The sequence below is a fragment of the Pseudomonas sp. GW821-FHT07E12 genome, from assembly GCF_058986605.1.
Map to the genome: position 1 here is coordinate 83,257 of NZ_JBYSVX010000004.1, position 22,473 is coordinate 105,729.

Annotated in this window: 17 protein-coding genes; 9 read left to right on the forward strand and 8 right to left on the reverse strand. The window is 65.1% G+C overall.

Features of this window, described 5'->3' with window-relative positions:
- Positions 1–13: 13 nt before the first annotated feature.
- The 6 genes from AC3WJE_RS04245 (at position 14) to azu (ending at position 7,516) form a co-directional block, all read left to right on the forward strand.
- A complete protein-coding gene (locus AC3WJE_RS04245) occupies positions 14–2,722 on the forward strand; it encodes a TonB-dependent receptor plug domain-containing protein (protein ID WP_493729531.1) in 2,709 nt (902 codons plus the stop codon).
- A gap of 347 nt (positions 2,723–3,069) precedes the next feature.
- Positions 3,070–4,653 (forward strand): flavin monoamine oxidase family protein, encoded by a 1,584-nt coding sequence (locus tag AC3WJE_RS04250; protein ID WP_493729532.1) that lies wholly within the window; start codon positions 3,070–3,072, stop codon positions 4,651–4,653.
- Positions 4,650–5,075: a c-type cytochrome gene (locus AC3WJE_RS04255; protein WP_493729533.1), complete on the forward strand. Its 426-nt coding sequence runs from the start codon at positions 4,650–4,652 to the stop codon at positions 5,073–5,075. The genes AC3WJE_RS04250 and AC3WJE_RS04255 overlap by 4 nt, the downstream gene beginning before the upstream one ends.
- Before the next feature lie 56 nt (positions 5,076–5,131).
- Complete coding sequence (locus AC3WJE_RS04260; RefSeq protein WP_493729534.1) at positions 5,132–5,626, forward strand: RidA family protein; 495 nt, start codon at positions 5,132–5,134, stop codon at positions 5,624–5,626.
- A gap of 20 nt (positions 5,627–5,646) precedes the next feature.
- Positions 5,647–6,855, forward strand: a complete 1,209-nt coding sequence (locus AC3WJE_RS04265) for a pyridoxal phosphate-dependent aminotransferase (RefSeq protein WP_493729535.1) — start codon at positions 5,647–5,649, stop codon at positions 6,853–6,855.
- 211 nt (positions 6,856–7,066) lie between these two features.
- The gene (gene azu / locus AC3WJE_RS04270) at positions 7,067–7,516 is read left to right on the forward strand and encodes an azurin (RefSeq protein WP_493729536.1); all 450 of its coding nucleotides are present in this window, start codon (positions 7,067–7,069) and stop codon (positions 7,514–7,516) included.
- 36 nt (positions 7,517–7,552) lie between these two features.
- On the opposite strand, the gene AC3WJE_RS04275 is transcribed toward azu, so the two are convergent.
- The 3 genes from AC3WJE_RS04275 to hemL all read right to left on the reverse strand — a co-directional run bounded on the left by AC3WJE_RS04275 (position 7,553) and on the right by hemL (position 14,389).
- Positions 7,553–9,592, reverse strand: a complete 2,040-nt coding sequence (locus tag AC3WJE_RS04275; RefSeq protein ID WP_493729537.1) for a TonB-dependent receptor — start codon at positions 9,590–9,592, stop codon at positions 7,553–7,555.
- A gap of 152 nt (positions 9,593–9,744) precedes the next feature.
- Complete coding sequence (locus AC3WJE_RS04280) at positions 9,745–12,513, reverse strand: winged helix-turn-helix domain-containing protein (RefSeq protein WP_493729538.1); 2,769 nt, start codon at positions 12,511–12,513, stop codon at positions 9,745–9,747.
- A gap of 586 nt (positions 12,514–13,099) precedes the next feature.
- Positions 13,100–14,389, reverse strand: coding sequence for a glutamate-1-semialdehyde 2,1-aminomutase (gene hemL, locus AC3WJE_RS04285; protein WP_493729539.1), 1,290 nt, complete (start codon positions 14,387–14,389; stop codon positions 13,100–13,102).
- Positions 14,390–14,693: 304 nt separating this feature from the next.
- On the opposite strand from hemL, the gene AC3WJE_RS04290 reads away from it, so the two are divergent.
- Positions 14,694–17,867: a TonB-dependent receptor gene (locus tag AC3WJE_RS04290; RefSeq protein WP_493729540.1), complete on the forward strand. Its 3,174-nt coding sequence runs from the start codon at positions 14,694–14,696 to the stop codon at positions 17,865–17,867.
- 220 nt (positions 17,868–18,087) lie between these two features.
- Here the strand turns inward: AC3WJE_RS04290 and thiE are convergent, their stop codons facing one another.
- Positions 18,088–18,717: a thiamine phosphate synthase gene (gene thiE / locus AC3WJE_RS04295; RefSeq protein ID WP_493729541.1), complete on the reverse strand. Its 630-nt coding sequence runs from the start codon at positions 18,715–18,717 to the stop codon at positions 18,088–18,090.
- Positions 18,718–18,785: 68 nt separating this feature from the next.
- Here thiE and AC3WJE_RS04300 point away from each other — a divergent pair, with 68 nt between their 5' ends.
- On the forward strand, positions 18,786–18,974 hold the full coding sequence (locus AC3WJE_RS04300) for a rubredoxin (protein ID WP_493729542.1): 189 nt from the start codon (positions 18,786–18,788) through the stop codon (positions 18,972–18,974).
- A 228-nt stretch (positions 18,975–19,202) separates the two neighbouring features.
- Here the strand turns inward: AC3WJE_RS04300 and AC3WJE_RS04305 are convergent, their stop codons facing one another.
- From AC3WJE_RS04305 to AC3WJE_RS04315, 3 genes are all read right to left on the reverse strand, one after another.
- Positions 19,203–20,048, reverse strand: coding sequence for a SirB1 family protein (locus AC3WJE_RS04305; protein WP_493729543.1), 846 nt, complete (start codon positions 20,046–20,048; stop codon positions 19,203–19,205).
- An 86-nt stretch (positions 20,049–20,134) separates the two neighbouring features.
- Entirely contained in the window at positions 20,135–20,587 is a 453-nt protein-coding gene (locus AC3WJE_RS04310) for a DUF192 domain-containing protein (protein ID WP_493729544.1), read from the reverse strand.
- Between the two features lie 54 nt (positions 20,588–20,641).
- On the reverse strand, positions 20,642–21,151 hold the full coding sequence (locus AC3WJE_RS04315; RefSeq protein ID WP_493729545.1) for a hypothetical protein: 510 nt from the start codon (positions 21,149–21,151) through the stop codon (positions 20,642–20,644).
- Between the two features lie 113 nt (positions 21,152–21,264).
- Between AC3WJE_RS04315 and AC3WJE_RS04320 the strand changes: the two genes are divergently transcribed.
- Entirely contained in the window at positions 21,265–21,651 is a 387-nt protein-coding gene (locus AC3WJE_RS04320) for a transcriptional regulator (RefSeq protein WP_493729546.1), read from the forward strand.
- Between the two features lie 116 nt (positions 21,652–21,767).
- On the opposite strand, the gene rpiA is transcribed toward AC3WJE_RS04320, so the two are convergent.
- Positions 21,768–22,415, reverse strand: coding sequence for a ribose-5-phosphate isomerase RpiA (rpiA, locus tag AC3WJE_RS04325; RefSeq protein ID WP_493729547.1), 648 nt, complete (start codon positions 22,413–22,415; stop codon positions 21,768–21,770).
- Positions 22,416–22,473 lie beyond the last annotated feature (58 nt).

Genomic DNA, 22,473 nt, shown 5'->3' on the forward strand with positions numbered 1-22,473 from the left:
GGGGTTCCGAGTAATGGGCAAGCGCATCAATTCCGATCGACTGGCGTATTCGATTTCCAGGGTGCTCAACGGCAGGCCGCAGGCCGGCATGCTCGCCACGGCCATGCTGCTGATGGGGACTCAGGCGCTGCCTGCGATGGCCGACGAAGGTCCGTCCGATGACGCCAAGACACTGGACGCGATCACGGTGATCTCCACCGGTACCCGCAAGGCCAACATGGCGGTTACCGACAGCCCGGCGCCGATCCAGTTGATCAGCCCGGAGAAGCTCAGCTCCACCGCGGCGCCAGACCTGCAGAACGCCATCGCCAACCAGGTGCCGTCGTACAACGTCAACCAGGTCGGCGGCGACATGGGCAGCCAGACGCTGACCGCCTCGCTCCGCGGGTTGTCGCCCAACCACACCTTGATCCTGATCAACGGCAAGCGCCTGCACAACACCGCCAACGTCAACGCCTCCGACGGTTCGGCCGCGCCGGACCTGTCGTTCATCCCGGAGGCGGCGATCGACCACGTCGAGGTGCTGACCGATGGCGCCGCGGCGCTGTACGGCTCGGACGCGATTGCCGGCGTGATCAACATCATCCTCAAGAAGAACCATGACGGCGGCGAGGTCAACACCGGTTACTCCGGTTACCAGGACGGCGGCGGCGCGGACTTCAAGTGGGGTGCCAACATCGGCTTCGGCGACTCCAGCAACTTCTTCAATCTCAGCGTCGAGGCCGAGAACCGCCAGTCGGTGTACCGGTTCGTGCCGACCGCGATGGCCAACTGCCTCAGCAACGAGACCAACTGCGCGGCGGTCAATCCCGACGCCTACAGCTACTTCAGCCGCATCGACCCGAACCGCACCTCGCAGTACAACTCCAAGTACCCCTACCTCAACAACTGGCTCAATCCCCCCGAAGTGCACCGCAAGGCGTTGTATTTCAACTCCGGCGCGGTGCTCAGCGACAACATCTCCTTCTACGCCTTCGGCGGCTATGGCAAGAAGACCGCCGAGTCGGAGGAGAACTACCGTGGCCCGGCGCAGTTGATGAGCTACACCGATTCGTCGGGCACCGCGCAGTACATGTATCCGTACGGCTTCAACCCTTCCGAATATTCCGACGAGAAGGACTACACGCTGACCGCCGGCCTGACCGGCATGCTCGGCGACTGGACCTGGGACGCGTCCAGCACCTACGGCAAGGACAAGATGGATGTCTACACGCTCAACTCGATGAACCAGAACCTGTGGAACGAGTACGGCTATTCGCCGACCGACTTCTACGACGGCACGTTCACCGCCAGCCAGTGGACCACCAACCTCAACGCCACCCGCGACTTCGACATCGGCCTGGCCGCGCCGCTGACCTTCAACGTCGGCGTCGAGTACCGCCAGGACAAGTACGGGATCTCACCGGGTGACTACGCCTCCTACTACAAGACCGGTGCCTCGTCCTTCCCCGGCTACAACCCGGACACCAACACCGGTGACTACAGCCGCAACAGTTACTCGCTGTTCGCCGACGCGGTGCTGTACCCGGTGGAGAAATGGCTGGTCGACGGCGCGGTGCGCCACGAGCATTACAGTGATTTTGGCAGCAAGACCATCGGCAAGCTGACCACGCGTTTCGACTTCACCGACAGCTTCGCGATGCGCGCCACCGTCAGCACCGGCTTCCGCGCGCCCACCTTGGGCGAGGGATATTACTCGGCGGTCAACGTCAGTCCGTCCGGCGCCTATCCGCAGTTGCAGCCGAACGGTGCGGCGGCCGCGGCGCTGGGCTTCGGCACGCTGAAGCCGGAGACCAGCACCAACTTCTCGCTGGGTTTCGTCTTCAATCCGCTGCCCAACCTCAGCAGCACCCTGGATTTCTACCAGATCAAGATCAAGGACCGGATCACCCGCGCCTACTTCTGCTACGTCAGCGGTGGCGAGGCCTGCGACCCGGTCAGCGGCGCGGAGACCGACAGCTACAACACCGCGCTGGGCCAGGCCCTGGTGGATGCCGGCTACCTGGGGGGCATCGACCCGAGCACCAGTGGCGGCACGCTGGACACCAGTGCGCGCCAGAACATCGGCGTGTACCTGTTCAACAACGGGCTGGATACCAAGACCCAGGGCGTGGACTGGGTGACCAACTACCTGACCGAGTTCGGATGGGGTTCGGTTGACTGGACGCTGGCGGCCAACTACGGAACGCTCGATGTGACCGGGGTCAAGTCGGCACCGGCGAGCCTGGGTGGCGGCTCCATGTACAGCACCGCCACCATCCTCAACATGGAAAGCGCCAATCCGAAGTACCGCATCAACCTCGGCGCCACCATCAACATCGGCAAGTTCAGCATCAACGTCACCGAGGCGATCTATGGCCCGCAGCACCGCTGGCAGGCCGCCAACACCAACGACGAGGGCTTCGGCACCGCGTTCCCGGACGAAGTGCTGGCGCAGCTGACCACCAAGGTGATGGACGGGGTGACCTACTACAAGCAGGAGATCGGCGTGCTGCCGACCACCAACTTGAGTATTTCCTTCAAGCCCAACGACAAGTGGACCCTCACCGTGGGCGGCGACAACATCTTCAACAAGTACCCGGACAAGTACCCGGCGGCGGTGTGGAACTGGGTGACCTCGCACTACGAGAACCAGTGGGGCTACCTGACCAAGTACCAGACCTACAGCCCGATCGGCTACTTCGGTGGGCGCTGGTACGCCAAGGCGACCTACAGGTTCTGAGGCGCGTGCTTCGGTTTTCTCCGTGATTCCCGCGCTGCCTTCCGCCATGGCGGAAGGCAGCGCGGTGGAGGCTTCGCCGTTATGAAAGCCGTCTCGGCCCCACTGCGGGGGGGGTGTCCGGTCGGCCGCGACGGCAATGAAAACGTTGGGCGAGCGGTTCGTAGCCACGGTGGCGGACGAGCGCACCTACCCGTTCCATCTCGACCTACCCGTGGTGGGTGGCTTGCGCCGCCACTGCTCCGGCTATGGTTACCGTGCACTCCGCGGGGCGTCGTAATGGAAGACGGCGTCGATACGCGGCCACTCGTGAGGCTATGTTGACGATGCAGGCAATATCCCGTGGGGCGATGACCCGTCGCCAGCTGTTGGCCAGGATCGGCATGACGGCAGGTGGCGCGATGATGTACCAGGCGATGAGCAGCCTGGGGATGGCGGCGGAATCGAATTTCCGCGAGGGTTTCCGGCTCGAGGGCGATGCGCGTGGTGCCTCGGTGCTGATCCTCGGCGCGGGCCTGGCCGGCATGACCGCCGCCTACGAGCTGCGCAAGGCCGGCTACAAAGTGCAGGTGCTGGAGTTCAACGCGCGTCCCGGCGGGCGCAACTGGACGCTGCATGGCGGCGACAGCTACACCGAGCTGGGCGGGGCGACCCAGCACTGCAATTTCGATGAAGGCCACTACCTCAATCCGGGGCCGTGGCGGATCCCGCACCACCATCGCGCGGTGCTGGGTTACTGCCGGCAGTTCGGCGTGGCGCTGGAGTCGTTCAACCAGGTCAACTTCAACGCACTGCTGCACAGCCAGAAGGGGTTCGATGGCAAGCCCAAGCGCTTCCGCGACATCGATGCCGACTACAAGGGCCACGTCTCCGAGTTGCTGGCCAAGTGCACGCAGCAGCATGCGCTTGATCAGGTCGTCAGTCTGGAAGACCAGGAGCTGCTGCTGGAGTCACTGCGCACCTGGGGCGCGCTCGACGGCAAGTTCGGCTACGTGAAGGGCCGCGAGAGCAGCGAGCGTCGCGGCTTTGCCAAGTATCCCGGCGGCGGGCTGTCCGGCAAGCCCGAATTCTCCGAACCGTTCACGGTGCAGGACGTGCTGCGCTCGCGGCTGTGGACCACGCTCGCGGCCGGCAACAACTACGAGATGCAGACCACGATGTTCCAGCCGGTCGGCGGCATGGACCAGATCGGCAAGGCATTCGCCAAGCAACTGCCGGGCGTGATCCGCTATAACGCCAAGGTCACCGGCATCGATCAGAACGCGCAGGGCGTCAGCGTCACCTGGCAGGACACCGCCAATGGCAATGCCGAGCAGGTCGCCAAGGCCGACTGGTGCATCTGCACGATCCCGCTGTCGATCCTCAGCCGCATCCCGGTCACCGCCAGCGAGGCGATGACCACGGCGATCGCCTCGGTGCCGTACGCGTCCTCGGTGAAGGTGGGCCTGCAGTTCAAGCGCCGCTTCTGGGAAGAGGACGAGGCGATCTACGGCGGCATCAGCTACACCGATCTGCCGATCACCCTGATCAGCTATCCCAGCACCGGTTATCACAGCGCCGGCAAGGGCGTGCTGCTCGGCGCCTACGTGTGGGGACTGGAGGCGTTCGAGTTCACCTCGATGACGCCCGAGCAGCGCGTGCGCAAGGCGGTGGAGTACGGCACGCAGCTGCATCCACAGTACCCGCGCGAGTTCGACAACGGCATTGCGGTCGGCTGGCACCGGGTGCCGTTCACGCATGGCTGTTTCGGCATGTGGAGCGATGAAGCGCGCGCCGAGCATTACCAGAACATCTGCCAGATCGATGGCCGCCTGGCGCTGGCCGGCGAGCACGTCTCGTACATCCCGGCCTGGCAGGAGGGCGCGATCCTGTCCGCCCATGACATCGTCGAGCGCCTGCACCGGCGCGTGCTGTCCCACGGAGGTCGCGCATGAAGCCGCTGCACACGCTGACGATCATCACCGTCGTGGCCGCGCTGGCCTGGCTGGTGGCGCCGCCGCTCGGTCCGCAGGCGCATGCGCAGAGTTCCGATGCCACGCCGTTGTATCCGCAGGCAGGCTTCGGCGCCGCCGATGGGAAGACCGTGTACCAGGCGATCTGCCAGGGCTGCCACATGCCGCAAGGGCAGGGTGCGCTGGGCGCGGGCGAATACCCCGCGCTGGCCGCCAATCCCAAACTCGCTGCCGGGCCTTACGTGGCGATGATGGTGCTCGACGGCCACGCCGGCATGCCGGGGTTTGGCCAGATGCTCAACGATCGGCAGGTGGCCGAGGTGGTGGGCTATGTGCGCAGCCACTTCGGCAATGAGTATTCCGATGCACTGAGCGTCGAGGATGTGCGCAGCCTGCGCCATTGATCTCGCGCTCCAATCCCGCTTTCATGCAAAACGTTCACGCCAAAAGGAAATCGCCCATGTCCCGATCCAAGTTCTCCATCGCCGGCCTGCTGTTGTTGTTGCCGCTGGCTGCCAGCGCCGCCGACGTGGTGCGTCACAAGATTCCGGGCAGCGATTTCCCGATCTCGGCGGCGGTCGAAGTGCCGGCCGGCAAGACCACCGTCTACGTCAGCGGCAAGGTGCCGGCGGTGTTCGACGCCAGCGCGCCGAAGGATTCGCAGGCGGCCTGGGGCGACACCAAGGCGCAGACCATCAGCGTGCTCACCCAGATCAAGCAGCAGCTCGAATCGATGGGGCTGACGATGGGCGACGTGGTGAAGATGCAGGCCTTCCTGGTCGGCGATCCCGCGCTGGACGGCAAGATGGATTTCGCCGGTTTCATGGCCGGCTACACCCAGTTCTTCGGCACCAAGGAACAGCCCAACCTGCCGGCGCGCTCGGCGTTCCAGATCGCCGCGCTGGGCAATCCGCTGTGGCGGGTGGAAATCGAAGTCGTGGCCGTGCGTCCTTGAATCCGAAGCAGGAGAAATCCATGAGCACCTCAACTTCCCGCCGTGATTTCCTGCGCACATCTGCGCTGTTCGCGGGCGCTGCCGGCACCGCCTCGTTGCCGATGCTGGCCAAGGCGTCTGGCGAGGTCGCCAAAGCACCGGCCGTGGCGGCGAACGGACTGTTGCCGGTCGTGGAGATCAGCGCCAACGAACACCCGGCCGGTCCCGCGCCGGCCGCGCTGAAGGCGATCGCCGAGATCGCCCCGCGCGGTGGCCGCTACCTGCACGACATACAGCTCGAACTGATGTCCGAGCTGTCCGGGCAACTGGGTGTGGGCATGGATTCGCTGATGATCTACGCCGGTTCGACCGAGCCGCTGGACTACAGCACGCTGGCCTTCACCTCACCGCAGCGCTCGCTGGTGACCGCCAACCCGTCCTACGAACAGAGCTGGCGCACGGCCGCGCGCAACGATGCCAACGTGCACAGGATCGCGCTGCGCAAGGACTGGTCGCACGACGTGCAGGCGATGTGCGCGGCCGATCCCAATGCCGGGATCATCTACATCTGCAACCCCAACAACCCGACCGGCTCGGTGACCACGCGCAAGGACATCGAGTACGCGCTGGCACACAAACCCAAGGGCAGCGTGCTGGTGTTGGACGAGGCCTACATCCACTTCGCCGACAGTCCGGTCAGCGGCATCGATCTGGTCGCGGCGGGCAAGGACGTGATCGTGCTGCGCACCTTCTCCAAGCTGTACGGCATGGCTGGCATCCGCCTCGGTCTGGCCGCCGCGCGTCCGGACCTGCTCGACAAGCTGAAGTTCTACAGCATCAACAGCCTGCCGGTGACCGCCGCCGCCGCCGGCCTCGCCAGCCTGCGTGACCCGCAGCTGGTGCCGGCCCGGCGCGCCGCCAACAGCGCGATCCGCAAGGACGTGACCGGTTGGCTGGCGGGCAAGGGCTACACCTGCAGCATTTCGGAGAGCAACTGCTTCATGGTCGACGTGAAGATGCCGGCGAAGGACTTCATCGACGCGATGGCGACCCAGGGCGTGATGGTGGGGCGCAGTTGGGAGGGCTTCCCGACCCAATCGCGCATCACCATCGGCAACGCTGCCGAGATGGCCCGTTTCAAGGAGGCCTTCGTCCAGGTCGAGGCCGGCAAGCGTGGCCCGTATCCGCTGCCCGATCGCCGCCGTCTGGCGGATAATTACGCGGACCGGACCGGTATCCAGATTGCTTGAGTACTGGCGTGATCGGCAAGATCACTACCGTCGTCCCCGCGAAGGCGGGAGCCCAGCGACTTTTGCTTCAGGAAAAGTCAAAGACACTGGATCTCCGCCTTCGCGGGGGTGACGAGTTCCGGGCCGTTTGCATAAGTCCCCCCACCCCGGTGTGGGTATTCAAACCTGTCTTTCCGCTTTCCTTTTCCTTCGCCTTCATCAGGAGTCTGTCTTGAAATCCGCTTCCGCATTGCTCGCGCTGTGTTTCCTTCTGTTCGCCCCCGCCGCCTGGGCCAAGACCTGCGCGGTCACGATCGTCGGAAACGACCAGATGAAGTTCGACCAGAGCGCGATCAAGCTCGCACCGGATTGCACCGAGGTCAGCCTCACTCTCAAGCACTCCGGCAAGATAGCGGCCACGGTGATGGGGCATAACTGGGTGTTGACCAAGACGGCGGATTTCCAGCCCGTCGCCAACGCCGGCCTGCGCGCGAAGATCGAGGACAGCTATCTGCCCAAGGACGATGCACGCGTGATCGCCCACACCAAGGTGATCGGCGGTGGCGAGAGCGACACGATCAAATTTTCGACCAGCAAGTTGGAGAAGGGCGGCGCCTACACCTTCTTCTGCTCGTTCCCCGGCCACTGGGCGATGATGAAGGGCACGCTAAGTTTCGGCTGATGCGGTTCTCCTTGAAGCCCCGCACTCGCCGTAGGCTCAGAAGCTATAGCGCCAGGAAATCCTGACCTCGCGCGGCTCGACCGGATGGATGTGGTAATCGTCCACGCCATCCGACGCCTCGCCCTGAAGGCGCGAGGTGTAGTAGTAGGTGATGTCGGCATCCTTGGAATCGAGCAGGTTGAGTACATCGAGACCGATCCGGTTGCGTCGTATCTGCTTGTAGATGCCGAGGTTGACCAGCGTCGTCGGATCGGAGCGCTTGCTGCCGTCCTCGATCAGCGGTGCGGAACCGAGATAGCGCAGGCGCAGCGTCGCTGAAATGTCGCGGGGCAGTTCGAAGGACGCGCCCGCGCTCAGAACCTGGCTCACCGAGTTGGGGATGTAGGACTCGTCCGCGGCCACGCCGGTAAAGCGTGCATGGGTCAGCGCGCTGGAGACATCCAATGTGAGCCACCTGGCCGGCTGCCAGAACAGGCTGGCCTCGGTGCCGTAACGACGGGACGCGGCGTTGGGCTCGGTCGTACCGCCATCTCCGGTGTAGACCAGCTCCGATCCCAAGGTCAGATAGAAGCCCACCAGCGAGGCGGTGAAGGTGCCGGTCTCCACGCGTGCGCCCAGTTCCGTGCCGCGCGCGCGCACCAGTGCACCGACCTTTGCGGCGGCATCGCCCGTCGAAGGGTCCACCGTGATCGTCGCGCCGCGCACGTCGTTGCTGTGGAAGCTTTCGCCATAGTCAGCGTAGAGCTCGAGATGATCGGTCGCGCGCCACGCCAGCGCGAACTTGGGTTCCAGCATCGCCGCCGAGCCACTGCCGGAATTGGCTGCAAGGTCCGAATGCACGTTGTAGCCGAGAGCATCGCCGCGCAGGCCTGCCGTGAGCCGCAACCGATCGGTGAGCATGAACTGCGCTTCGCCGAACACACCGGCGCTGTACTCGTCCACGCTGTCCTCGCGCACGGTGCTGGTACGAACGCCGTCCACGCTGTGATACAGCCCGACCTTGCCGATCATGTCGTAGCGCGTGTCCGCGCCCAGCGTCACCTGCACCGGAATTCCCGCCAACTCGGTATCGATCCGGTGATGCACCGAGCCACCGAAGACGCCGCGCCGGTCGGCTTGCTGGAACTCGTCGCCGTTCACCGCGTCATTGAGGTAATAGGTGAAGTTCGAGGTCAGCGAGAAATCGTAATAGGTGGCATAGGCGGTCCAGTCGGTATCGCCGCTGGAAGCGTTGAAGGTCAGGCCCACCCGATTGGTGCGGCCGCCAAGATAGGGGTCGATATTGCCGTAGCGACTGATCTGGCCACTTTCGATCGCGCGCTCGGGGACCTGGTCGGTCGCATTCCAGTCGGCGTGATAGGCGCTGAGCGAGAGACTCCAGTCGCTCGCGGAAATCTTCGCGAAGGCGTTGACCTTGTGCAGATCCTCATCGAGCGTCCATGGGCCGTTGTTGAGCGTGCCGTCGATGGCAAGCAGCACGTCCTTGTCGCGCACCTTGAAGCTGCCCGCCGCCAGTACGCGCTCATAGCCGTAGCTGCCGGTGGTGACTTCCACCATCGGCGCGATCGTGTTCCTGGTCTTGAACGCCACCGTGCCGGCGGCCGAAAAATCGCCGACATCGGCGAAGTAGGGCCCCTTGCGGTAATCGATCCGCTCGACCAGCTCGGGGATCAGGAAATTGAGATCCATGTAGCCCTGGCCATGTCCATGCGAGCGCATGTTGACCGGAACGCCATCGACGAAGCCGGCGAAATCGGTGCCATGGTCCAGGTTGAATCCGCGCAGGAAATACTGGTTGGCCTTGCCCGTGCCCGAATGCTGGGTGGCAATCACGCCCGGTACGTTCTCGACCAGCTCGCCCACGCGCGCGAGTGGACGGTTTTCGAAATCCTCGTAACCGACCACGCCCTGCGAGCCGGACTGTGCCACGCCGATCTGCGACAGCGAGCGGCCATAGACGACGATGCCGTCAAGGGTCTTGGTATCACTCGCCTCCTGGGCGTGGACCAGCGTGGAAAATCCAAGCGCAATGGCCGACGCGGAAATTCGAGAACAGCGTGCTGCGGACTTATTCATGGAGAAGAATGAAGGCCCCGGTGGCCGCGGAGTCTACTGGGGCCCTCAGCGCTCACGCATGTCAGCGCAGCGACATCAACTGACAAGAAAATTGCGGGTCAGACGCTGCGTTGCGATTCGCCGCCACGAGAAGGGCGTGGCCTCTGCGACCTTCAGGTTTCTGGCAGTGGAGCGGCTTCGTCGTTCAGACCCCGCAGCAATCCCCGCTGCAATGCGTTCGCCAATGCCGCTTCACGCGTACGCGCATCGAGCTTGCGGTACAGATTCTTCAGGTGGAACTTCACCGTGTTCTCGGACAGATGCAGGCGCCGTCCGATCTGCTTGTTGGAATGGCCACCGGCCAGTTGCGCCAGCACTTCGCGCTCGCGTTCGCTGAAATCCTCGCAGGCCGCGTCCTCTTCGCCGCTGAGTCGCTCCAACAACGCCTGGATGGTCAGCGCGCGGGTGGTGCCGGCGATGATGTCCGGATCGTGTTGGCGCAGCGAGCGCAGCATCGCCTTGGCGGGTAGCCCCAGTTCGGCGACCACCTGCCAACTGCGCGTCAACGCGACGTGGTCCAGCACACCGTGCAGGCAGGGCAGCGCTTCATCCAGTTCACCGCGTTGTTGCAGGACCAGCACGATGCGGATGCGGGTGCGCATCAGGTGATGATGATTGCCGTCGGCGAGACAGGCTGCCTCCAGCTGGCGCAGGATCGCCAGTGCCGCACTGGTGCGGCTGGCAAGGCTGTGCCAGCGTGCCAACGCGAAGCCGAACGCCGCGCGCTGGCGCCAGTGATGTGCGTGACGCAACGCGTGGGCGAGGCCGGCTTCACCGCCCGTGCGTGCGATCAGCAGATCGGCGCCGGCTTGCGTCGGCAGATCCAGCAGCACTTGCAGGCGCCACGCCACGGCCAGTTCGGACAGGCGCGCCAGCTTACGCGTCTGTGCGATGGCATCGATGTGATCCAGCAGCGTCAGTGCGGCGCGACCGCTGCGATCACGCGCCTTGGCCAGGCCGAGCGCGGTTTCGTGGCCGCTGGCGAACAGGTCCAGCCAACCGTCGTGCTGCTCCAGGAACGCGAGCGAAGGTTCGAGCAGATCGGCGGCTTGATCGTGACGGCCGCGTTCGTACTGCAACTGTGCCAGCAGGCAACTGGCGGCGGCGTGCAGGGTACGGTCGGTGTGTTCATGGCGCTGTGCCAGCTGCATCGCCTGCAGGTAGGCGGCCTCGGCCTCGTCGAGTGCGCCGCGGTAGTACAGGCTCTGGCCAAGGTGCAGCAGGGTGTAGTTGACGCCGATCTCGCTGTTGCAGCGCTGCATGTCTTCGCGGGCCGCCAGCGCGTGGCGCTCGGCGGCGACGAAGTCGGCCTGGCCCAGCGCGGTGGTGGCGCAGATGCAGGCCAGCGTGGCGCGGCCAAGGTGATCGTCCTCGTCCAGTGCGGTGGCCTGCGCGGCGATCTGCACACGGCCGTGCGGATTGCCGCAAATTTCATCGAACAGATCGCGCAGCAGCGCCACCACCACCGTGTAGTCGCGTTGGAACGGTTCGCGCATCGCCGCCGGGAAATCGCGGAAGCGTTCCAGCAGCAACCGTGCATGCGCGAATTCGCCCAGCTTCATGTGCAGATAGGCTTGGGTGAGGTTGAGCGCGGGCGTGTCGCGGATGGTGCGGTGGTCGAAGTGGCGCAGCAGCGAACGCACCTGTGCCGGGCCGTGCTGCAACAACATCTGCCAGGTGCCGGCGCGCGCGATGTAGCCAGCCGCCAGATCGCCGGCGTCGCCGCGCGCGGCATGTCGCACCGCTTCGGCCAGATGGCCGCGTTCGCCGAACCAACGCGCCGCGCGCTGGTGCAGTTGCTGCAATTCGCCGGGTCGTTCGCGTTCGAGTTGCTGCTGGAGATAGTCGGCGAACAGCGGGTGGTAGCGGAACCAGGCGTGTTCGTCGTCGAGCGGGACCAGCAGGCCGTGGAAGTGTTCCAGGCGCGGCAGCAGCGTGCCGCTGTCGGTGCTGCCACGCACATGGTCGGCGAGTGCGTGATCGAAGCGTTCCAGCGGCGCGGTGCGCAGCAGGAAATCGCGCGTGGTCGCATCCAGATCGTTGACCACCTGTTCGGCGAGGTAGGCGGCGATCTCGGCCGAGCGTCCGCTGAAACGGGCCATCTGCGCCGGGCGTCGCGCGTCGCGGGCCAGCCACAGGCGTGCCAGATGCAGCGCCACCGGCCAGCCTTCGGTACTGCGGCGCAACTCCAGCGCGATGTCCTCGGGGACGCCCTCGCCCAGCAGTGCGAGTGTCTCGAATTCATCCAGCGCCAACTGGCTGCTGCCCAGGCGCGCCAGCTGACCTTGCGAGCCCAACCGCGCCAGCGGCAGCGCCGGCGGGCGCCGCGTCGCCAGCAGCAGGTGCAGGCGCGGGCCGGCGTGTTCCACCAGCCGCAGTACGGCCTCGTCGACGACGGCGCAGCTGGCGCGCTCATAGTCATCGAGCAGCACAGTGAGATCGTGCGGGGCGCCATGGATGGCACGGATCAGCAGGTTGACCGCGGTGGTGCAGGTCGGTGCATCCCAGGATTGCTGAAGCACCTGCGTACACAGGGTCGGATCGGCGCCGGCCGCTTGCAGCGCCAGCGCCAGATGTCCGATGAAGCGCTCCGGTTCGGTGTCGTCCTCGTCCAGCGCCAGCCATGCCACGCCAAGGCCGCGCTCCTGCAACTGGCGATGCCACTGCAGCAGCAAGGTGGTCTTGCCGAAGCCGGGGGGCGCCAGCAGCAGGGTCAGGGGAAGTGCGTGCGCCTGTTCGAGCTGGCGCAGCAACGCGTGGCGCGTGACCGCATTGGCACGCAGCTGCGGCGGATCGAGCTTGCAGGCAAGCACCCAGTCGGGCAAAGCGGGGTCGCGTGCGGGGAGCGGACGCGGATTGAGCAACGCAACAGGCTTGAGCATGGCGCGAGGGCAATACCGTGCAATCGACCTCTCACGCGCCTGCCAGCACGCTCGAGGACGGAAGAGACAGTGCGCAGGCCACGTCCGCACCGCCAAAGGCGGCATCCGGCCATACGCGTTGTGTCGAGGGTCCCCACCCATGTCCTTCCGTGGACACCGAGTCCCAACTTATGACACTGGCAAGACAAAAGCAAAGGTCGTTGGGGGTCACGTTGGGTCGCTCGTGATGGGGCGACGGCAGGGTGGGGGACTTGAGGATGGAGGGCATGGTTTTCCGGTGTCGCCGGGCGCCGTTCTGCCAGCCATTCATGGTCGTCCCGGTGGGTTTTCGACCGTCGAATGGCTGATTGGAAGCCACGCCATTTCTGCGATGCATCTACCGTCGTCCCCGCGTAGAGCTTGCCCCTGCGAAGGCGGAGGCGAGGATCCAGTGCCTTTATCCAAGCGCATGCTGTCGCGGGTCTATAACCCATTCGTACTAGCTCTGCGAATTGACCACGCAGGCCTGTACGTACGCCGGTCCAAGCGATGCGTGATGCTGTCTCGTCACCGGTCGATCTGAAGGATGACCTGCGGGTGGCCGCGCTCAGCCAGCGCTGATGCGGAACGCCTCACGTGCTGCGGCCAATGTCGCTTCGATCACCGCGTCGTCATGCGCGCTCGACAGGAAACCCGCCTCGTACGCGGACGGTGCCAGGAACACACCGCGCTCCAGCATCGCGTGGAAGAAGCGGTTGAATGCCGGAGTGTCGCAGGCGGTCGCCTGCGCGTAGGTCTCGACCTTCTGGTCGGTGAAGAACAGCCCGAACATCGCGCCGACGCGGTTGGTGGTGACGGCCACGCCGGCCTCGCGTGCGGCCGCTTCCAGGCCTTCGCACAGGGTGGCGGTGGTCGCAGCCAGGCGTTCGTGGAAGCCCGGCGCCTGGATCAGCTCCAGCATCGCCAGGCCGGCTGCCATCGCCACCGGGTTGCCGCTGAGCGTGCCGGCCTGATAGATCGGGCCGCTTGGTGCGATCTGCGCCATCAGTTCGCGCCGGCCGCCGTAGGCACCCACCGGCATGCCGCCGCCGATGATCTTGCCGAAGGTGGTCAGGTCCGGAACGATGCCGTAATGCGCCTGCGCGCCGCCCAGGGCGACACGGAAACCGGTCATCACCTCATCGAAGATCAGCAGCGTGCCGTGCTTCGTGCACAGCTCGCGCAGATGTTGCAGGTAGCCTTCGAGCGGCGGAATGCAATTGGCGTTGCCGACCACCGGCTCGATGATCACCGCGGCGATCTCGCTGCCGATGTCATCGAACAACTGCGTGGCGCTTTCGAAGTCGTTGTAGCTGAGCGTGGCGGTCAGCTCGCTCAATCCGGCCGGCACGCCCGGTGAGGTCGGCACGCCGAGCGTGAGCATGCCGCTGCCGGCCTTGACCAGGAACGAGTCGCCATGGCCGTGGTAGCAGCCTTCGAACTTGACGATGCGCTGCCGCCCGGTGGCGCCGCGCGCCAGCCGGATCGCCGACAGCGTGGCCTCGGTACCGGAGTTGACCATCCGCACCATCTCGCAGGACGGCACCAGCCGGGTGATCGTCTCGGCCATCGTGACTTCGGCCGGGCAGGGCGCGCCGAATGACAAACCGTTGCCGATCGCCTTGGCGACCGCTTCGCGTACCGCCGGATGGTTGTGGCCGACGATCATCGGGCCCCACGAGCCGACGTAGTCGATGTAGCGGTTGCCGTCCACGTCGAACAGGTACGCACCATCCGCGCGCTGGACGAAGAACGGCTCGCCACCGACCGACTTGAATGCACGCACCGGCGAGTTGACGCCGCCGGGGATCAGCGTCTGCGCCTGGGCGAAAAGGTCGTGGGAACGGGAGTGATCCATGCGGGAAATCCTTGGGGGTCGCGAGTGGAGACGGGCCTGGAAGGCCATGCGTTGCCTATTGTCGCGGCTTCGACGGGATCGCGCCTACCCGGCTCTGCGGGCCCTACCCGTCGTGACCGTGCCGGAGCGCAGGCCGTTCGGCCAACCTCGGGGGGCTAAGGGGGGCATCACGTCATGGCTGATGGTTATTGGGCAGGGGGCGCCCGTCCTTAACAAAGTGTTCAGGCGGTTCTGTCCGATTGGACGGCCGCTTTTCAGGGGTTTGTTTCGTCATTGACGATTTCATTTCGGGGATACAGAGAGCATGAACAAATTGATGCACAGGCGTGCCTTGGCGTTGGCCTTGGCGGTCGCCATCGGCGGCGCGCACGCGCAATCCACCACCGGCAGCATCGTCGGCAGCGTGGCCGATGGCGCCGGCAAGACCGTATTGGTGGAAAACAACAGCGGCTTCAGCCGTGAAGTGCCGGTGGACGCGCGCGGCCGCTACAGCATCGGCAACCTGCCGCTGGGCACCTACAAGATCACCGTGAAGCGGGACGGTGCGGTGGTCGAGAGCCGCGAGAACATCGGCCTCACCGTCGGCGCGAACACGGACGTCTCCTTTACCGCCGGCGCGATGCAGACGCTGGACAGCGTCAGCGTGACCGGCTCGCGCCTGCAGGCCATCGACGTTTCCAGCGTGGATACCCGCACCGTCATCTCCGCCGAGCAGCTGCAGCAGCTGCCGTTGGGACGTAGCGCCGAGGCGATCGCATTGCTGGCGCCGGGGGTGGTAGCCAACAGCGGTGGCTTCGACAACGGCCCGCTGGGTGGTTCGCTGACCAGCTTCGGTGGCTCGGCGGCCAGCGAGAACGCCTACTATCTCAATGGCTTCAACACCACCACTACCCAGAACAACCTCGGTGGCCTGACCCTGCCTTACGGCGCCATCGACCAGCAGGAAATCTTCACCGGTGGCTACGGTGCCCAGTACGGCCGTTCCAATGGCGGCGTGATCAGCCAGGTCGGCAAGCGCGGCAGCAATGAATGGCATTTCGGCGCAGCAGCGGTATTCGAGCCCACTGCGCTGAAGACCGACCAGAAGGACCTCTATTGGCGTCCAGACAGTCAGTCCTCCACCGTCAACAATGCCGCTTACAGGTATGCCCGGGCCGCCGATGGCCTTTACCAGCCGCTGAGCGAGACCAAGGCCACGTCCAATACCTACAGCGCCTATGTCGGTGGCCCGATCGTCCAGGATCGCCTGTTCTTCTTTCTGGCCGGGGAAAAGGTTGACTCCCACGGCACCCGCATCGCCACCAACCGGGACGTCGACAACGGAAGGATCGGCGGCCTGACCGATTACGAATACGAGCAGAAGCGCTGGTACGGCAAGCTGGACTGGTACATCACCGACAACCACCTGCTGGAGGTCACCAGCGCCGGCGACAAGTACAAGACCGACGGTACAACGTACCAGTACGACTACGTCAACCGCGAGCGCGGCGCCTACTACACCAACGAGAACACCAACAAGGCCGGTCCCAGCCTGACGTCGGCCAAGTACACCGGCTATTTCGGCGACAACGTCACGGTGAGCGCGTTGTACGGAAAGATGAAGACGCCGGACGAGATCAGCTACTACAACTACAGTGCCGCCAACGGTCCGGTGATCGGCAATTCCAGCCTGCAGAACCCGGCCTACAACGGCGGCAGCCCGATCGATGGTGCGCAGAAGATCACTTCGATCACCGCATCGGACCGCGAATACGAGAAGGAGAACCTGCGCATCAACCTTGAGTGGCGCATCGGCGACCACACGCTCAGCTTCGGCGTCGACAACCAGGACCTGAAGGCCACGAACATCGGCACCGTGGCGTCCGGCCCCGGGTATGCGTGGAATTACGGCGTGACCAACGATCCCTACGGCACCGCTCCCGGCGCGAACGGCCTGATCAGCCAGTCCGCCAACGAGGCCGGTGGCAAGGGCGCACCGAGTCCGGCCCTGGTCGATCCGACCTACGGCGCATCCGGCTACTACGTCACCAAGGACACCACCAGCGGCCTGAATTCCTACGACGCCAAACAGAAGGCCTACTACATCGAGGACAAGTGGCAGGTGACCGACAATCTGCTGCTGAGCCTGGGCGTGCGCAAGGACGAGTTCACCAACTACGTGCCGATCAGCAATGAGCCTTACATCAGCGTCGACGCATGGTCGCCGCGTATCGGCTTCAGTTGGGATGTGCATGGCGATTCCAGCCTGAAGGTGTTCGGCAACGTCGGTCGCTACTACCTGGGCCTGCCGCTGTCCGCGGTCGGGTTGTTCACCTCCTCGGTCTCCAAGACCGAATACTTCACCTACAGCGGTATCAATGCCGACGGCACGCCGATCATTTCCCAGTCGCTCGGGCCGGCGGTATCGGCGAACTCCCGCTTCGGTCGCGCCTCGGACCCGAAAGCCGCCGTGGTCAAGGACATCAAGGGCGAGAATCAGGATGAGGTCATTCTCGGCTTCGCCCAGGAACTGGGCATCGGTTGGGTGTACGGAGTACGCGCCACCTACCGCCGCCTCAACGACGCGATCGATGACCAGAACTTCGACGAGGACAACATCGGCTTGGCCAACTCGGCCGCCGCGCAGGGCGTGGACATCGACTGGACCCGGACCGCAGGTGCGGAACTGATCAACCCGGGCAGGACCAACGTCTGGAACGTCTATGACACCAGTGGCAACCTGCGCCAAGTCACGGTGACTCGCGAGGCGGCCGGTTTCCCGAAGCTCAAGCGCAACTATTCGGCGGTGGAGTTCAACCTGGAGCGGCCGTTCGACGGCAAGTGGTACGCCAAGTTCAACTATGTGTGGTCGCATAGCTACGGCACCACCGAGGGCCAGTTGCGGTCGGATCTGTGGCGCACCGGTGGCGCGCTGGGCAGCTACCAGGGGCAGGCGTCGGTATCGACCACGCAGAGCTGGGACCACGCGGCGCTGATGGAGCACGTCAATGGCGACCAGTCCAACGACCACCGCCACCAGATCAAGCTGTTCGGCTACTACCAGCTGACCAGCGAGTTCGGCATTTCCGCGAACGCCAGCCTGATCTCCGGCGCACCCAAGAACTGCCTGGGCAACTACTACGGGACCGCCTACAGCGGCACCGATCCGGCTGGCTACGGCGGCAGCAGCATCACTGGCGGCCCCTATCACTACTGCTACAACCCGGCGACCGGCACGGGCACTGCTTCGCCTCCGGGATCGCACGGTCGCCTGCCGTGGATCAACCAGTTCGACCTGGGGTTGACCTTCAAGCCGGATTTCGCCGATGGCAAGCTGGCTTTCAACCTCAACGTCTTCAACGTGTTCAACGCGCAGAAGCCGACCAACCTGTATCCGTTCTCGCAGTTGCCCGACGGTACGGCCAACCCGCTGTATGGCCAGCCGGTTGCCTACCAGGCCCCGCGCTATGCACGACTGACCGTCAGTTACGACTACTGACGTTCTCCGGCCCGCCGTCTGGCGGGCCGGAGTCTTTCCCGGCCGCCGCGCCATTCCAGCGCGGCGGCTTTTTTTGTGAGTCCCTCACAAGAGCACGGCACATCCTTGTGCCGATTTTTTTGTGGGAGGGACTTCAGTCCCGACACCTTGCCGGTATCGATAAGGCGTCGGGACTGAAGTCCCTCCCACAGGTTTCCGCAAGTGTGAAGGGGGCTTTCCCTTATCCGGGCAAGTCAAAACAGGCGCGATACGCTCGCAACACCGCCAACGGATCGCCCGCCGAGTACACGCTGCTGATCGTTGCGACCAGCTCGGCGCCGGCCTCGATGGCGGGGCCGCAGTTATCGGGCGTCAGGCCGCCGATCGCCACGCGCGGCACACCGAGGTGCGCGGAATCGCGCAGCAACTGCGGCGTGACGCGGTAGGTGGTGCGCTTGCTCGGACTGGGGAAGAACGCGCCAAACCCGACGTAGCTGGCGCCGGCCGCGACCACGCGCTCGGCGCGATCGAGCTGGTCGTAGCAGCCGACGCCGACGATCGCACCCGGGCCGAGCAGCGCCCGGACTTCGGCGACGTCGCCATCGTTGGCGCCCAGATGCACGCCGGCGGCGCCGACCTCGTGCGCCAGTCGCGCATCGTCGTTGACGATCAACGGCACCCCGGCCTCGGCGCAGAGTGCCTGCAGCGCGCCGGCCTGTTCACGGCGCAACGCCGCGTCGGCCTGCTTGTTGCGGTACTGCAGCCAGACGATGTCGCCGAGCAGCGGTCGTGTACGTGCCAGCAGGCGTGCGGTGTCGGCCTCGTCGGGCGTGATCAGATAGACGCCGCGGACGGCGGAGAGAGCGGGCATCGGCAGAGCTTCCTGGGCGGGGAGTGGAGTGGGACAATGCGGGGTCCCATCCGTACCGCGATTATCCGATGAGCAACACGCCCGAAACCATTTATCGCAGCTGGATGTGCGTGGTCTGCGGTTTCATCTACCACGAAGAGGACGGACTGCCCGAAGAGGGGATCGCCCCGGGCACGCGCTGGGAAGACATCCCGGACACCTGGACCTGCCCGGATTGCGGCGTGACCAAGGACGATTTCGAGATGGTGGAGATGTAATCCACCTGGACCTGGTTGGACGACGTTCGCGCGTTCTCCGGCCTGTTGTCCCCGCGAACGCGGGATCGAAGATCCATGGACGTACCCACAGTGTCAGCGGGACGCGGATGGCATCCCGCTCCTCGGCATGTCAGGTCATCCTTCGACTTGCTCGAAAGACCCTGGATCCCTGCTTTCGCGGGATGACGGGTAGGGTTTTGCAGGAAAGCCGCAGTGAAGCGCACGCGCCTAATGCGCGTGAAAGCGCCGTCCGCCCAGATCGATCAGGTGCTCGCGCATGCCGGCGGCATCCTGCGCCTGCGGGTTCAACTGCAGGTAGCGGGCCAGATCCTCGCGGGCGCCGTTGGCATGGCCCAGGTGCAGATACGCCAGGCCACGGTCGCGCAGGGCCTCGGGCTGGTCGGGCATCAGCTTGATGATGCGGTCGGCGCTGCGGGCGGCGCGGTCCCATTGCTCGTCGTCGGCGTAGACGCCGTGCAGGTTGCGCAGCACGCGCACCAGGATCGCGCGATTGGGCGCCGGATCGAGGATCCGCGCCAGCGCGCCGTCGTCGGGAATCTCCCCGCCCAGGTGCGGACGCGCGCGCTCGCGCAGCTCGTCCACGCCGAGCGGGCGGCCGCCGTTGAACGGGTCCATCACCAGCAGCCCGTCGTCCACCGGCAGGCGCACCAGGAAGTGGCCCGGGAAGGACACCCCATCGAGCGGAATGCCGAGCCTGCGCGCCACTTCCATCTGCACCATCGCCAGCGAGATCGGGTTGCCGAGGCGGCGCTCGAAGACCTGGTTGATGTAGCTGTTGCGCGGGTCGTAATACTCGTCGTGGTTGCCGGTGTAGCCCAGTTCCTCGAACAGGTGGCGATTGACCGCGGCGATCTTCAACGGCCACACATCGATCGAATCGACCTCATGGCGCAGGTGCTCGACATGGCTCTGCACCAGCGTGTCGTAGGTGGCCGCGTCGAGTTCCGGGTATTCGTCGCGCGCGATCAGCAGCGCGGTCGCCAGCAGCGGCAGCGACTCGTCGTCCTGCTTGGCCAGCGAGTTCCAGCCCGGCAATGTGAGGCGTTCCTCCATGGCGCAAGACTGGAGGCAAATTACGGCATGTTCAAGTCCGGTGCCGCCCGACAGGCCGCACGCCGCGCCCTAGCCGGCGCGGGCGATCAATGCAGCGGAGGGATGCCCGGGCCGAAGGTGAGCTCGGTGCCGTCCTGCAGCTTGAGCCGCTCGGCCTGGCCGGCATTGAGTTCCAGCACGTAGCGCGCGGGCTTGCCGCTGGGGTAGGGCGGGCAGGCGTTGCCGGCCGAGCACGGCGGCACATCACGCTGCTGTGACACCAGCTTGCGCTGCTCGTCGAAGTACAGGATGTCCAGCGGGATCTTGGTGTTCTTCATCCAGTACGCCTGCGGCTCGGTGCGATCGTGGATGAACAACATGCCGTGGCCGGGATCCATCTCGTAGCGGAACATCAGGCCGCGTGCACGCGTGGCGTCGTCCTGGGCCAGCTCGACCTGATAGCGCTGGCCGCCCAGTTCCACCCACTTGCCGCCGGCACTGGCGCAACCGCCGATCAACAGCAGCAGGGAAAGCAAACAGACGCGGAGCAGGGCGTTCATGGCGAGGTTCCAGCGGGAGGGCGCTGCGCACCTTCGGGGATGGCGCCAGGCCCGTCAAGCCAACCCGGTGGAGGGCGCCAGCCACTGTTCGAACAACTGCCGGCTCTCGTGCCGCAGTCGTTCCAGCAGGGCCACCGATGGCTGCGCGAACAGTTGGCAGGCCAATGCGAGCGAGGCCGCATCCACACCGAACGGATCCTCGGCGTGGCGGCCCAGGCTGAAGAAGCGGTCATACAGATCGAAGCGGCTTTCGATCAGGTGCGTGATGTCGGCATCGAGTTCCTCCTGCACATCGCAATCGCCCAGATGCAGCGGCAGCGGCCACTCGCGCAACGGGCGCACCGGCGCGAGCAGGTCCGTGGAATCGCCGGGCGTGCCGGGATGCAGCACCCGGCACGCCAGCCAGAAACGGAACAGGCCCAGTTCCGCGATGGCCTGGCGCGGACTCGGATGCCGGGCGAGCAGGTCGGCATAGTGCCGGCGATAGTCCAGGGCCGCATAGGCGGCGACCTGCGGACCGGTGCTGGCGGGCGTTGCGGAAGGGCTGCGTAAGCGGTGCGTCATATGCCGTCTCCATTCGGTGGGGGGACTTCCTTGCGTACATGAAAGCAATAAGTTGAATATAATGGAAGTGACAGGTGAGTTCACGCTGAGCGTGCTACGTAACGTTGCGCGCCATGAGCGATGAACGTCTTCAGTTCTCCAGTCGCCTGGCCGGGGCGATGCGAGCCGCAGGCTACGAGCCGCGGCCGGCGGTGCTGTTTCGCCTGTTCAATACGCGTTATCCCGGACGTTCGGTGACGTTCCAGAGCGCTTCGCGCTGGCTGGGCGGACGTTCGATTCCCGAGCAGGACAAGCTGCAGGTGTTGGCCGACCTGTTCGGCATCGCTCCGCATGTGCTGCGCTACGGCAACGGACGCAGCGTGGCCGAGCCGCGCGCGCCATGGCCGCCACCGCAGACCGGGGCGCATGAGCGCGAGGTGATCGAGGCCTATCTGGCGCTGCCGTTGCGGCAGCGCGAGTTGGTCGGTGAGCTGGTGCAGTTGCTCGCCAAGAAGGTCTGATCAGAGCCGCAGAACAACTTGTAGGAGCGGCTTTAGCCGCGATGGAGCTCTACCAGGAAAGCTTCATCGCGGCTAAAGCCGCTCCTACAAAGGCGGTCACGAGGTGTTCCGACCGCTCAAAACACCTGCGGCGGTTCTCCGCCGACGATCACCACGTCGGCGCGGCGACGTGCGAACAGGCCGACGCAGACCACGCCCGGGATCTGGTTCAACAGCGCTTCCAGCTTCACCGGGTCGGCGATGTGCAGGTTGTGCACGTCCAGCACCACGTTGCCATTGTCGGTGACCACGCCTTGGCGCCAGACCGGCTGGCCGCCGGTGAGTGCGACGATCTCGCGTGCGACCAGGCTGCGTGCCATCGGGATCACCTCGACCGGCAGCGGGAAGTGGCCCAGCACCGGCACCTGTTTGCTCGGATCAACGATGCAGATGAACTGCTTGCTGGCCTCGGCGATGATCTTCTCGCGGGTCAGCGCCGCGCCACCGCCCTTGATCAGGCACTTGTTGGGATCGCACTCGTCGGCGCCATCCACGTACAGCGACAGCGTGCCGGTGTGGTTGAGGTCGAGCACCTCGATGCCGTGCTGGAGCAGCCGTGCGGTGCTCTGTTCGGAACTGGACACGGCGCCCTTGATGCGGTGCGCGTTACGGCCCAGTGCGTCGATGAAGTAGGCCACGGTCGAGCCGGTGCCGACACCGACGATCATGCCGTCTTCGAGATAGTCGATGGCCTTTTCGGCGGCCAGCCGTTTTGCTTCGGACATGGGATTCGGAATTGGGGATTGGGGATTCGTAAAAGCGGGAGCGAGGTCGGTGGGGCGC